Below are 14097 nucleotides of genomic sequence, written 5' to 3' on the forward strand. Positions count from 1 at the left end.
AGGAGCCACTCCTATCTGAGCACAATGCGTTCGGACAGCGCATCCCAAGTTAAGGTCGTGCCCTTCAACTGGTTGAACGCACTAAGCGGAAGGTAGAGTACGTTGTTATCCACATCCACCGTGTATGCGGCCGCTTTGCTGTTCAGCTTCGCTGTTTTCCCGGTCAGATCTACCTCGATGGTATTCTTTCCAATAGTAAGCTTGGCAGCAGAAGTGCTCCCTGTATATGTTCCTCCAAGCGCCTTCACCAGAGCCTGAGCCGGATAGAGCACTTCATTGTCGCGGCTGATTTTGAATTTCGGATAAACATATTTCGACTGCAGCTCTGCGGAACGCTTGTTCAGATCCAGTCCCAGTATTCCCGCTCCCATAGTTGCGATCTGCGTATTGTCAATCTGCCCCTTCACCTTGTCAGCAATCGGGCCATACGCCCACACCCCAACATCCACCGCAGAGTGGCCGTGACCCGACCAGCCGACCAGCAGGCGTTTGGAAATCACTGCATTATATGCGCCTTCCCGTTTGTACGAAGAACCGTCGCCGTTCATAATCTGGGTAACTTCCTCGTCCGTCAGATCTGTAATCCAGGTATTTGCCGTTACGATCTTGCGGATCTCTTCCGGTGTCTGCGCGGCTTCAAGATCTGCTGCCAGACTCTCGGAGGAATGCTTCTGCTTGTTCCACAGATCGATGTTGATCTCATAGATATTGTCACGCGAGAGTGAGAGGCCGCCTGTCTCATGATCAGCAGTGACCACCACGGAGGTGTTGCCGTTTTTCTTCGCAAAATCAACCGCTGTCTTGAAGGCTGCGTCAAAGTCGAGCGCTTCCTGCACCAGGGTCGGCAGATCGTTGGCATGACCGGCATGGTCGATACGCCCGCCTTCAATCATCATGACGAAGCCGTCTTTATCGGCGGACAGAATATTCAGTGCTTTGGAGGTCATCGCCGAGAGGCTTGGAATTTCCGGAGTGCGGTCTGGCGTATAAGCCACATGGGAGTTGCCGAACAAGCCTAACACCTTGGTATTCTTGGAAGTAAGGGCATTTAAAGCTGTGGTATTCTCAACGACCGTATAACCTTTGGCTTTGAAGTCAGGCAGCAGGTTCTTATCCGTACGTTTGCCCTTCTCATCCTTGGTCAGGAAGAACTGCTTCCCGCCGCCCATCAGCACATCCACGCCGCTCTCCAGGTACTGTGAGGCAATCGCCGATTCATTGTCACGGTTACGGACATGGGAAGCGTACACGGCAGGTGTGGCATGGGTGATACGGGCAGTGGTCACAAGGCCGGTGGCCTTGCCTGCGCTCTCCGCAGCTTCGATTATAGAAGCAAAGGGTCTTGAGACATCCTCATTAGAGACGCTGATGCCCGCATTGTAGGTTTTATGGCCCGTAGCAAATGCAGTACCGGCTGAGGCGGAGTCTGTGACGATCCCGGATACGATTTTACCGCTGTCCTCTCCCCGGTCTGCATATGTAGTAGCTTGTCCCACGTAGTATGGATCGAGGTTCAGGTGCTTGACACCCTTGGTATATTGCTGAAAATATCTTGCCGCAGACACTTGGGCCGGGCCCATGCCGTCGCCGATCAGAACGATAAGATTCTTAGACTGGGCCTTGGCAGTGCCCCCGGAATTAGCCGGGCTCTTGGCCGCACCTGCAAGGGTTGCTCCTGATACTACGGCTGCCGCCAATCCTCCAAAAATCATGCCCCTCATTAACTTGTTCATCATATACCCCTTCCTCATTGTGACGGTTCTAATCCCAAGCTTACCTTGGAAAGATTAACTAACTGTCAAAATAAGTATGGAGTTGTATTAAATTATCAAATGTTCACATGAAAGCGGAAGGGTAGCCGTCTGCAAAACAAAATCAGCCTACCGGGTAACAAATGCTGGTGACTTCCCCTGTACATCCGGCCCGTTCACCCTCGCTTGCCGCAATGTGGTCGGTTTTTCGATTTCCTATACATCAAAAAAAGCCCTGCGCCCCTCCGCCCATAAGCAAAGGAAACACAGGACTTATATATTCTCTTACATCTCTAGCAGCCGGATCAGCTCGTCTTCATCCTCAATGACTTGAATGCCGAGCTGCTGGGCTTTGGCCAGCTTGCTGCCTGCCTTCTCACCGGCAATAACCAGGTCGGTCTTCTTGGAGACGCTGCCGGATACCTTGGCTCCCAGAGCTTCCAGGCGTTCGGCAGCTTCCTCGCGGGTCATTTTTTGCAGGGAACCGGTCAGGACGACTGTTTTGCCGCTGAAATAGGTATTCGTATTGACTACACGCGACGCTTCAGGAGCTTTGGCCTCTACCCCCAGCGCCCGCATACGGTCGATGCTAACCACTACGAACGGGTCTGCAAAATAATTCACGATGCTCTCCGCCACAATTCCCCCGATATCCGGCAGTCCGGCCAGCTCCTCCGCGGTAGCAGACATGACAGCTTCCAGGCTGCGGTAATGGTCGGCCAGCATTCTTGTCGTGGCTTTGCCGGTATTAGGAATACCGAGTGCATAGAGGAAGGATGCCAGATCTCTGCCTTTGCTGTCTTCGAGTGCCTTCAGCAGATTCGCCGCTTTCTTCTCTCCGAACCGCTCCAGCTTCACCAGTTGGTCGAAGGTTAGCTCATACAGATCCGCAGGCTCCCGTACACTAAGCTCCTCATGCAGCTGAGCCGCCGTCTTCTCACTGAACGTTTCAATATCCATGGCATCTCTGGAGGCAAAATGGGTAATCCGGCTGACAATCTGCGGCTTGCAGTCAAGCTTGTTATTGCAGAACAGATGAGCGCCGCGCATCTCCAGCGGGAATCCGCAGGCCGGACACTCCTCAGGGAATAGTATCTCCCCGCCGTCACTCTCTTCTGTCACCTTACCCAGAATCTCGGGGATGACATCATTGGAGCGGCGGATGAACACCCGTGTGCCCAGTGCAAACTTCAGATTCTTGCGCTCAATATCGCCCACGTTGTTAAGGGTGCAATTCTGCACCGTAACCCCGGCTAGTTCTACAGCCTCCACCCGCGCGAGCGGAGTAACTTTGCCGGTACGTCCGACATTCCAGCTGACAGATTCCAGAATGGTTGTGGTCTCTTCCGCCTCGAATTTATAAGCAACGGCCCAGCGCGGGAACTTGTCGGTATAACCCAGCGCTTCACGAATACGGAAATCAGTAACCTTAATGACCGCTCCGTCAATAAGATAATCCAGACCGGAACGGCTCTCTTCAATCTCTGCCAGTTGCTCGGTTACATCATCGAAATTGCTGAAGTAGTTGAGGTAAGGGTTAACCTTAAACCGGTTGCTGCGCAGGAAATCCATCATCTCCTGATGATCGGCGAACTGTACGCCTTCTGCATACCCCACATTATAAAAGAAAGCATTCAGCCTGCGGTCGGCAGTCATCTTGGGATTCAGGTTGCGCAGCGCGCCCGCCGCACCATTGCGTGCATTCTTCAGCGGCTCTGCTGCGCGGGTATTATAATCCGCCAGTACTGACAGGTTCATAATCCCCTCGCCCTGCACTTCAATAACGCCTTCCTTGAACGGAATATTCAGCGGAACGGACTTGATCGTCTTCACCTGAGCCAGAATCCCCTCACCTGTCACCCCGTTGCCACGGGTAGCTGCTTGTACAAGCGCCCCATCACGATAGGTCAGGTTCAGCGTCAAGCCGTCGAACTTCAGCTCCACGGCATAACACGGCTCCGGCAGCGGATTCTCCGGGTTCTTGGTATTATAATCATTCACCAGCTTCAGCACACGGGTGTTCCAAGTACGGAGCTGTTCAATATTCTGCGCCTTGTCCAGACTCCACAGCGGTGCCAGATGGCGATGCGGTGTGAAGCCCTTCAGGAGCTCCCCGCCTACCCGCTGGGTCGGGGAATGCGGCAATACGATTCCGCTCTCCGCTTCCAGCGCCACCAGTTTGTCGTAGAGCACATCGTATTCCTTGTCACTGATCTGTGGAGCATCCAGCGTATAGTAGTGATAATTGTATTGATTCAGCTCGGCTACAAGCTCTTCCATCGTGAACATCATATCCATCCGGCATATCCCTCCGTCAAATAGGTTTCCTACGGTTAGCGTGATCCAAAAGCACTGCCGTTAATCGCAAGCTTGATTTATTCAACTTTGGTGATCGGCGCAAAGCCGGCCAGCAGCCGCTTAACGCCTACCGGCGCCGGGAAGGCAATCTGCAGCTCCGTATCGTTGCCGCTGCCCTTCACGGCTACAATGGTGCCGGTGCCCCATTTGCCGTGGGCGACCTTGTCGCCCGCCTTGAAGCCTCCGGCCTCCGCAGCCGCCCCGGCCCCGCCCGTCGTGCGCTGCGCGCCTCCGGTCGTCACCACCACACGGCCCGCGCCTGGCACCGCGCTTGCCGAGCTGCCGCTGCCGAAGCTGGCGGACCCGCCGCCTCCCGGCGCGTTCCCGGCAGCAGCGGTGCGGCTGCCGAAGTTCCCCCGGCTGCCTCCGCTTCCGCCGAAGCCCCGGCCGCCATAGGCACCGCCTGCCTCCGCGCCTCCGCGCCGGAAGCGGTCCGATTCACGGACAGTATCTTCCTTCAGCTCCTCCGGAATCTCCTCCAGGAAGCGGGACGGCGCATTCGCGTTCGTCCGCCCGAACAACGTGCGCATCCGTGCGCAGCTGAGGAACAGCTGCTTCTCCGCACGGGTAATGCCCACATACGCCAGCCGGCGTTCTTCTTCCAGTTCATCATTGTCCTGGAAGGCACGGCTGTGCGGGAACACCCCTTCCTCCATCCCGATGATGAAGACGGTCGGGAACTCCAGCCCCTTCGCGCTGTGCATCGTCATCAGCACCACCGCATCACTACGTTCTTCTTCATCATTCACGCTGTCGATGTCCGCAACCAGCGCCAGGTCGGTCAGGAAGGAGACCAGCGACTTGTCTTCATTGTTCTTCTCGAATTCCATCGTAACGGACAGGAACTCGTCAATGTTCTCCAGGCGTGAACGGGACTCCAGCGTATTCTCATTCTGCAATTCAAGGCGGTACTGCGACAGCTCGAGAATCTTCTCAGTCAGCTCTGTCACCGAGAGGAATTCCACCATCCGGTGCAGGGCTTCGATCATATCGTAGAATTCCACCAGCGTGTTGCGGGTGCGTCCGGCGAACCCGAGATCATCCACCGTCTGCAGCGCCCGGAAAATCGAGACGCCCTGGGCCGCAGCCGCTGCCGCCAGCTTCCCAACGGTTGTATCTCCAAGTCCCCGCTTAGGAACATTGATAATCCGCGTCAGGCTGATATCATCATCAGGATTGGACAGCAGGCGGAGATACGCCAGCAGATCCTTGATTTCTTTACGGTCGTAGAACTTGATCCCCCCGACGATCTGGTAGGGAATATCTGATTTGATCAGAATTTCTTCTATTACACGGGACTGGGCGTTCGTACGGTACAGAATCGCATGGTTCTGGTAAGCCTGCCCCTGCTTCACATTCTTGCTGATCTCCCCGGTGACAAAATATCCTTCGTCATGCTCAGTGTCGCCACGGAACACCTTGATCTTCGCGCCTTCATCGGAGTCGGTCCACAGCTTCTTCGGCTTGCGGCCCGTATTGAGGGCAATTACGCCGTTGGCGGCATTCAGAATGTTCGAGGTGGAGCGGTAATTCTGCTCCAGCAGAATCGTCTGGGCTTCGGGGTAATCCTCTTCGAAGTTCAGAATGTTCGAGATATCTGCCCCGCGCCAGCGGTAGATGGACTGGTCACTGTCCCCGACCACGCAGATCCGGTGGTGGCCTTCAGCCAGCATCCGGCAGAGCATGTACTGCGCACGGTTCGTATCCTGGTACTCATCAACATGAATATACTTGAACTTCTTCTGATAGAAATCCAGTACATCCGGCTTCTCCTTGAACAGCTCGATCGTCTTCATAATCAGGTCATCGAAATCGAGAGAGTTATTGCTTCTCAGCCGGTGCTGGTATTTGGAATACACCTTAGCCACCAGGCCTTCAAAATAATCGCCAACCTTCTGCTCATACTGCGCCGGTGTGATCAGCTCATTCTTGTTCGTGCTGATGACGGCCTGGATGGCCTTTGGTTCGAACTTCTTGGTGTCGATGTCGAGATCCTTCATACAATTGCGGATGACGGACAGCTGATCTGTCGAATCCAGAATGGAGAAATTCGAGGTGAAGCCAATCTGATCGATATCCTTCCGCAGAATCCGCACACACATGGAGTGAAAAGTGGATACCCAAATATCCCGGCCCTCCGGCCCTACCAGCTTGGAGACACGATCCTGCATCTCCCGGGCGGCTTTATTCGTAAACGTAATCGCCAGAATCGCCCAAGGCGGTGCCTTACGGTTCGCGATCAGCCAGGCAATCCGGTGGGTCAGCACGCGGGTCTTGCCGCTGCCTGCGCCAGCCATGATGAGTAAGGGTCCTTCAGTTGCTTCTACAGCCTGACGCTGCGGGGGATTCAGACGGCTTACGGCGTCCTGTATGTTAACAAGTTGCATGTGTTACATGCTCCTTTCTGAATATAAGTTATATAAGACGCACTTAAGGTTTGAACTCGAAGCTTGGTCGTCGCTGCGGTGAACATTCGGACATGATCTATAAACTCTACCAGTCCATCTGCGGTGTATCCCTTACAGCCTGGACCGTCAACAGCGCTTGTTCCACATTGCTATAAATAATATTGCCGACCACTACTGTATCACATAGCGCGGCTACATGCATGGCTTCCTCTGGACCTGTAATTCCGCCTCCATAGAAAAGCTGGCTGTGCTCAACCACTTCCCTGACCTCGCGCACAATCTCCAGATCTCCATAACGTCCGCTATATTCAAGGTAGACCACCGGGAGGTTCATCAGCTTGTCTGCAATCTGCGCATAGGCTCCCGCACCAGCCGCATCGAGCGAGCAGTCGGCACCGGTCAGACGCGCTACCGAGGAATCGCTGTTCAGCACAATATAGCCCTCTGTCAGCAGCAATTCCCATGGGATCAGACTGCCGAAGCGTTCAATGGCCCGGCGGTGATGGCCGAGAATCCATGAAGTATCGTCAGTGTTGAGCACCATGGGAATCATATACAGATCAAAACCGGGCACAGCGGCCTCCAGATCCGAGATCTCCAGCGCGCAAGGCAGGTCATACTGCCGGATTCTCGCAAGCAGACTCACTGTATTCTCATAAGTCACGCCAGTAGAGCCGCCTACGATAATCGCATCGGTTCCCGACTGGCACACAGCGGCCAGCTCCTTGTCACCCAGCACACGGTCCGGGTCCAGCTTGAATACATGCCGCCATGGCCTGATCATTTGCCGCATCTCGTTCATCTTTGTCCATCCTCATTGTTCATCTAAGTGAATATACACACTCCTGCGCACGCACAATCCGTATCTCTAGTCTAAGTCAGTACGAAGGGGAGTGTCAATTTAAAAGAGAACAAAATGCGAACATTTTTTCGCATATTTGCCTTAGCCTTCTCCTCGATCAGCGGAGACCCTTAATCCGGTTCAAATCATTTTCCGGGACAAAATCAGTATAGAATCCGTTGACGCCCAGCCGGGACAGCTCCACAATCTCCTGCTCATCGTTCACGGTATGCACGTAGACTCTGGCGCCCGCTTTTTTCAAGTTACGCACAAAGCTCTTGGTAGCCCTGGTTGTCGGCATCGTGATGTCCACGCCGGTCTGCTTGACGAATTCAATGACCACCTCGTCGCTGTCCTCTGTCTGGTATAGGGTATAGATGATTTCCGGAAAAGCGTACACCTGCTTCACAACCTCCAGCATCTCCCGGCTGTAAATCTGCGGAACAATCCGCTCCAGCAGCGCTGGGTCCTTCTTCCGTGCGGCTTCTACAATGAGCTGAAATTGCTTCGTTACCTGTTCCGGTTCCAGCTCCTTCGTGTCCGTAACAATATAGGTATCCGGGTAGATCTCCATCAGATTGACGATTTTCTCAATATCCAGCGGAGAGTAGAGCTCCAGCACCGGGCTGTTCATCACTTCATCGTGAGTCAGCACCTCTCCCTGCTTGTCAGGAGGAAGAACCTCCTGTTGACCCAGTTTCTTACTCATACCTGTAGTCCATTCATGACGGGCCACGAGCTGTTCATCACTGGTAAGCAGCAGGTCCGCCTCAAAGATCCGGGTCCCCTGCTCATAGTTCGCAATAAAAGCGTCCTTGGTATTGGTATACGCCTTGTCATTGATTCCGCCCATGGCATGGGCAATGACCCTGTGGGCCGCGAAGCCTGTAGCTGGCTGTTTTTCTTTTCCTCCAAGCATCAATACAAGCAGAAGTGTAACAGCCCCGATCATAGTAATAGAAGCAATAAGCTTTGTTCTCTTCATGATGGCAGTCTCCTTTGCAAGTAGTAGAGAGTCGGCTGAAAAAAGCAAAAACGGCTGTGTCATCCTCAAGGGGCAGCAACCGTTTTTTAGGGGAGAATAGAATATAGATAAGATCGTGTATTAATAAGCGTTCTTGAAGCCATTACGAATAGTCTTGGCAATAATCCGGATGTCGAACAGCAGAGACCAATTCTCGATATAGAAAATATCATGCTTGATCCGGTCCTCAATCGAGGTATCCCCGCGCAGACCGTTACTCTGAGCCCAGCCGGTAATCCCCGGCCGCACATGATGCTTGACCATATACTTCGGAATCTCGCCGCGGAACTGCTCTACAAAATAAGGGCGCTCCGGCCGCGGACCAACCACACTCATCTGCCCGAACAGCACGTTGAAGAATTGCGGCAGCTCATCCAGACTCGTTCGGCGGATAAACGTACCAAAGCGGGTCCGGCGCGGATCTTCCTTCGTGCTCCAGCCTGTGTCCACTTCACCATCCGTCTGCATTTTCATGGAACGGAACTTGTACATCATGAAATTACGGCGGTTCAGCCCCACCCGCTCCTGCTTGAAAATCACCGGCCCCGGTGAAGTCAGGCGCACTCCGAGCGCAACAATCAGCATCACGGGAGACAGCATGAGAATGGCGAACAAGGCGAACACAATATCAAACGCACGCTTTGCCATTTTGTTCCCAGCCATATCCAGCGGAATATCGCGTACATTAATCATCGGCATCCCGGCAAAGTTATCGAAATACGGACGGGCCGGCAGGTAATCGAAGAAGTCGGGGATAATCAGCGTCCGCATCCCGGCTTTCTCACAAGTTGCAATAATAGCCGGGTATTTCGAGTGGGCATCCAGCGGCAGCGCCAGAATCACCTCATTGACAGGAAGCATCTCCAGCATAGCCTCCAGCTGATCCACTGTGCCCAGAATCGGCTTATAACGCTGCTCCTCAATACCATCCCACTGATGGAAGTCATCCAGGAAGCCAATCGCCTCATAGCCCAGCTCCGGATACTGCTCCAGGTTGTTATAGAATCTTTTACCCAATGTGCCTGCACCAAGAATCAGGACGAACTGGCGGTTGAAGCCTTTTTCACGCAGTGACTTCAGCATCTTCTTCAGCACATAACGGTACAGCATAATGGACAGAATATTGAAGCCCATGTAGATCGCCAGGTATTGCCGGGAGACATCAATCTCCCTCAGGAAGAACATCAGGCCCAGCAGGATAAAGATCCCCATGGCATGCACCTGGAAAATCTTCAGGAATTCATCAATGAACCGCTTCTTCCGCTTGGGCAAATATAGAGATACCACAATACCAATCAGTACGGTTATGGCCCCATAGATGATGCTCCAGTAAGCATAAGATTCTATAGGCAGCGTCCGGTAGGATTCCAGCAGGCCGCTCTTGAACTTCAGCCACCAGGCTGCAATGAAGGACAGCTGGATCACCAGGAAGTCAGCCACCATATATAATTGAGTCAGGAACTTTTGATTCCGGCGGATCATAATCTCACCTCAGCCTTCGATTCATTGCGGATACCAGCTTCCCCTGGAGCATTAAGACTCTGTGCGGGTGTAGGTATCTTACGTGGAGCAATCAATGCGTTGCGCAACAGCGAAAGAGTGAACTTAACGCCGACGCCCGCATAGACCGCTCCATTTATCATACTGTTGTAGCGGCTGCTATAATGCTTCTTATGAAATAAAATCATGGCCCGGTGAAACTCATACACAATCTTGAACGGTCTGCGGCGCGCACTGCCACCCTTCAGATGTACGATGGACGTCTGCGGATAATAATAAATCCCCCAGCCCGCTTCCTTGATCCGGTAACACCAATCCAGATCCTCTCCATACATGAAAAACGTCTCATCCAGCCCGCCCACCTGCTCAATCGTCTCCCGGCGCAGCAGCATGAATGCTCCAACCAGACAATCTACCGGATATTCGTCATCCGGGTCCAGATAGCCGAGCTGATAGCCGTTGAACTTCGGACGGTCCGGGAACAGCTTACTGAAGCCAAACGCATAATAAAAGGACGCAGACGGTGTCGGGAACCCTCTCCGGCAGGCCTTATCGAGCGACCCGTCCGGCAGAATCACCTTACACCCGGACGCGCCAAGATCAAGGCGGCTGTCCATGAACGCAAGCATCGTCTCCAGCGTATCCTTACGGATCACGGTATCTGAATTGAGCAGCAGCACATAACGCCCGGAGGCGACCTCCATCCCCTGGTTATTCCCCTTGGCAAAGCCTACATTCTCCGAATTGGCGATTAACAGCACCTCCGGGAACTCCTTGCTTATCATCTCCACCGAGTCATCCTGGGAGTTATTATCTACTAGAATAATTTCATAGGAATACCTTGTCTCCGAATCATATACCGACCTCAGACAATCCATCGTCAGGCGGCATGTGTTGTAATTTAGAATCAATATACTAACATCTACATTCACTGCTATACTCTCCTGACAAATATAGTAATCTATCGACAATTATTATAACACAAAAACCCCGCTGATAGGCAGCGCCTATTCAGGGAGGTTTTTACAAGGCTATCAGTCATTCCCCGGCAGGCTTGACTCTCTCCTGAATATATCGGCGCTTGCGCTTCAGGGCTGCTCTCTGTGCAAAAAAGGATTTCCAAGCTCCCAGCAGCTTAGGCTCTTTCAATAGCGAGTAGCCATGTGCGGCGATCTCGTAAGGAAGAGAATTTAGCAGCGTGAGCAGCAGTGTGCGGGAGGGCTCGTTCTTGTATATCATTTTATACCGATTAATATAGGAGATCCGCTTGATGAACATCGCTTTACCACTCCGGCCGGACGTCTTCCACCCCCGCTCATGGTAGCCTAGCGCTTCCGCATCATAGTAGGCCTTCCAGCCAAACAATTCTGCACGCCAGGCCACATCCACATCTTCCTTATACGCAAAAAAATCCGCGTCGAAAAACTCCCCCTCCACGCTGATATCCTCAATCATCCGCCGCGCGTACATCGCCGCTGCACCGGAGACACCCAATACTTCGCCAGACTCATTCCACTGGTCAGCAGGCTCTCCCGCTCCACGGTCAAATGCCCTCCGCGCCTTATTCATCCGCAGTCCGGTACTATCCACCAGCGAATGATCCGCCTTCAGCAGCAGCTTGCCTGTAGCACTCCCAATCCGGGAATCGGCTTCCATCCGGGCAACCAGCTTGGATATATAATCCGGGGCCAGCGTAAGGTCCGGGTTCAGCACCAGCACATAATCGGTCGTAGTCCCGGCAATCGCCTGATTGTGCGCGGGGGCGAAGCCGGTGTTATGTTCATTTTCCAGAAGGACCAGGGTTGGGGGAGGGGGGCTGTCTTTAGAATCTCCATAGTTGGTTACTGTTATGTCAACGGAGTATAAAGGATCTAAGCGCGTATGCGCTGAACCCTGACTAAGCTCATGATAGAACGACCTTACCTTCTCCGCCGAACCATCCGTGGACGCATTATCCACCACCACAATATTTTTGACCGGATAATCCTGTCCAAGCACAGCCGACAAGCATTCCGCTATATCATCTGCGCTGTTATAAGTAACAATATGCACACTGACTGTTTTAAGTTTCATGGGGTACCTCGAATTCCATATATTCATTGTACGAACCTGTTACTCCCATTATAACGAAAACAGAGGTGCCGGGCTATGGAAGGTTGTTGAATTGACCCCACCAATACTATCGAATTACAATAAGAAACCCCTAACCATTAAGATGGATTAGGGGTTCTTCAACATATCCTGCAGCTATTTCAGCTCCAGCAAAAATTCTCTCAGCCCTTCACGCCATGGACGGATATCCTGGAACCCGTTGGTACGGATCGCTAGATGCTCCATCACCGAGTTGCGTGGACGAGGCGCCGGACGGGGGAATTGCTCCGTCGCACAAGGTTCAAGCTTCGCTGTAAACTTCAGCCCCAGAAGTTCCTCTGCTTCCGCAAAGATGGCCTGGGTGAATTCATACCATGTGCAAGACTCTGTGTTCGAGGCGTGGTACACTCCATACTTTTCAGTCTGGATAAGCTCAAGCAAGAATCTTGCCAGGTCCACCGTATAGGTAGGTGAGCCCTTCTGGTCATCGACAACCTGCAGCAACGGCTTTTCCTGCCCCAGCTTCAGCATGGTTTTGACAAAGTTATTGCCGTATTTGCCATAGACCCAAGAGGTACGTACGATGAAATACTTGGAGGATAACGACTGGACTAATACCTCTCCGGCACGCTTGGACTTCCCGTAGATACTCTTGGGGTCGGTATTATCATATTCATGGTAAGGTTGCTCCCCCATGCCATCGAATACATAATCCGTGCTGATATAGACCAGCTTAGCCCCTGCCTTCTCAGCAGCCAGCGCCACATTCCGGCTTCCTGTAGCATTAATCAGGTACGCTGCATCCACATCAGTCTCAGCTGCATCCACTGCCGTGTGAGCCGCACAATGAATGACAGCATCAGGCATAAAAGCCCCGATGATCTCCTGGCACTGGTCCAGATCAGTAATATCCATCTCCTGACGGTCACAGCCTAGCGCCTCATAATCCTGACCCTGAAGCAAAAGCATAAGATCCTGCCCCAGTTGCCCACCAGCCCCTGTAACCAGTACCTTCGTCTTCGCCATTACAAGGAGTCTCCCAGACGGCTGCCGTACTGAAGTGCAGCATACTTCTGGTATTCACCAGACTGAATGCGGGTCCACCATTCCTTGTTATTCAGATACCACTGAATAGTTTCCTTAATGCCAGTTTCGAACGTGTGCTTAGGATTCCAGCCTAGCTCGTTCGTAATCTTGGTTGGATCAATGCCATAACGGCGGTCATGTCCGGGACGATCCTGAACATACGAAATCAGCGAATCCGGCTTGCCGAGCTCTTGAAGCACAGTATTCACAATATGCACATTCGTCCGCTCATTGTTACCGCCGATGTTGTACACTTCACCATTCACGCCTTCATGAATAACCAGATCAATTGCGCTGCAGTGATCCTCAACATACAGCCAGTCACGGATATTCATTCCGTCTCCATACACAGGCAAAGCCTGATCTGCCAGCGCACGCGAGATCATCAGCGGAATCAGCTTCTCCGGGAACTGGTAAGGACCATAGTTATTCGAGCACCGGGTAATGTTAACTGGCAACCCAAAGGTTTCATGATAAGCACGCACCAGCAAGTCTCCGCCTGCTTTACTTGCAGAATACGGGCTGTTCGGCGTCAGCGGTGTTTCTTCCGTGAACAGACCTGTAGCACCAAGTGATCCATAGACCTCATCCGTGGACACTTGAACAAACTTATTCACACTATATTTCTTAGCCGCATCCAGCAGCACCTGAGTACCCAGCACATTCGTCTTCACGAACACTTCCGGCTCCAGAATACTCCGGTCTACATGAGACTCAGCAGCAAAGTTAACCACTACATCCACACCGTCACCGATCAGCTTATCCATCGCCGCCACATCGGTAATGTCTGCCTTCACAAACGTATAGTTCGGATGATTCTCAATCGATTTCAGGTTCTCCAGATTTCCTGCGTAAGTCAACGCATCAACGTTGACGATCTGGTAATCAGGATGTTGCTGCAGCATATAGATTACGAAGTTGCTGCCGATGAAGCCGGCTCCGCCGGTAATGAGGAGTTTCATTTTGTACCCACCTTTATAAGTAGTTAAGATTAATGGCATTTTCATAATCGGGAAATTATCTGTTATGACTTAAAAA

General features: G+C 52.5%; 10 protein-coding genes. All 10 read right to left on the minus strand.

Translation table 11 applies throughout. The features are described 5' to 3' along the window. Positions 1 to 11: 11 nt before the first annotated feature. The 10 genes from NYE26_RS27890 to rfbB all read right to left on the minus strand — a co-directional run bounded on the left by NYE26_RS27890 (position 12) and on the right by rfbB (position 14021). Positions 12 to 1751, minus strand: coding sequence for an alkaline phosphatase (locus NYE26_RS27890; RefSeq protein WP_339251649.1), 1740 nt, complete (start codon positions 1749 to 1751; stop codon positions 12 to 14). Between the two features lie 285 nt (positions 1752 to 2036). Beyond that, entirely contained in the window at positions 2037 to 4049 is a 2013-nt protein-coding gene (gene ligA / locus NYE26_RS27895) for an NAD-dependent DNA ligase LigA (RefSeq protein ID WP_339251651.1), read from the minus strand. A 77-nt stretch (positions 4050 to 4126) separates the two neighbouring features. Continuing rightward, positions 4127 to 6496, minus strand: a complete 2370-nt coding sequence (pcrA, locus tag NYE26_RS27900) for a DNA helicase PcrA (RefSeq protein ID WP_339251653.1) — start codon at positions 6494 to 6496, stop codon at positions 4127 to 4129. A gap of 106 nt (positions 6497 to 6602) precedes the next feature. Beyond that, positions 6603 to 7310 carry a heptaprenylglyceryl phosphate synthase gene (locus tag NYE26_RS27905; protein WP_036721273.1) on the minus strand — a complete coding sequence of 236 codons (708 nt, stop codon included), beginning with the start codon at positions 7308 to 7310 and terminating at the stop codon, positions 6603 to 6605. 166 nt (positions 7311 to 7476) lie between these two features. Next, on the minus strand, positions 7477 to 8343 hold the full coding sequence (locus NYE26_RS27910; protein WP_209868286.1) for a phosphatidylinositol-specific phospholipase C/glycerophosphodiester phosphodiesterase family protein: 867 nt from the start codon (positions 8341 to 8343) through the stop codon (positions 7477 to 7479). Between the two features lie 120 nt (positions 8344 to 8463). Further along, positions 8464 to 9864: an undecaprenyl-phosphate glucose phosphotransferase gene (locus NYE26_RS27915; RefSeq protein ID WP_339251657.1), complete on the minus strand. Its 1401-nt coding sequence runs from the start codon at positions 9862 to 9864 to the stop codon at positions 8464 to 8466. Then, a complete protein-coding gene (locus NYE26_RS27920; protein WP_339251659.1) occupies positions 9861 to 10814 on the minus strand; it encodes a glycosyltransferase family 2 protein in 954 nt (317 codons plus the stop codon). Before NYE26_RS27920 ends, NYE26_RS27915 begins: the two co-directional genes overlap by 4 nt. Positions 10815 to 10920: 106 nt before the next feature. Then, on the minus strand, positions 10921 to 11955 hold the full coding sequence (locus NYE26_RS27925) for a glycosyltransferase family 2 protein (RefSeq protein ID WP_339251661.1): 1035 nt from the start codon (positions 11953 to 11955) through the stop codon (positions 10921 to 10923). A gap of 174 nt (positions 11956 to 12129) precedes the next feature. Next, positions 12130 to 12999, minus strand: coding sequence for a dTDP-4-dehydrorhamnose reductase (rfbD, locus tag NYE26_RS27930; protein WP_339251663.1), 870 nt, complete (start codon positions 12997 to 12999; stop codon positions 12130 to 12132). Next, on the minus strand, positions 12999 to 14021 hold the full coding sequence (gene rfbB, locus NYE26_RS27935; RefSeq protein ID WP_339251665.1) for a dTDP-glucose 4,6-dehydratase: 1023 nt from the start codon (positions 14019 to 14021) through the stop codon (positions 12999 to 13001). The genes rfbD and rfbB overlap by 1 nt, the downstream gene beginning before the upstream one ends. Between the last annotated feature and the right edge of the window lie 76 nt (positions 14022 to 14097).

Source organism: Paenibacillus sp. FSL P2-0136 (genome assembly GCF_037975325.1).
GTDB lineage: Bacteria > Bacillota > Bacilli > Paenibacillales > Paenibacillaceae > Paenibacillus_AQ > Paenibacillus_AQ silagei.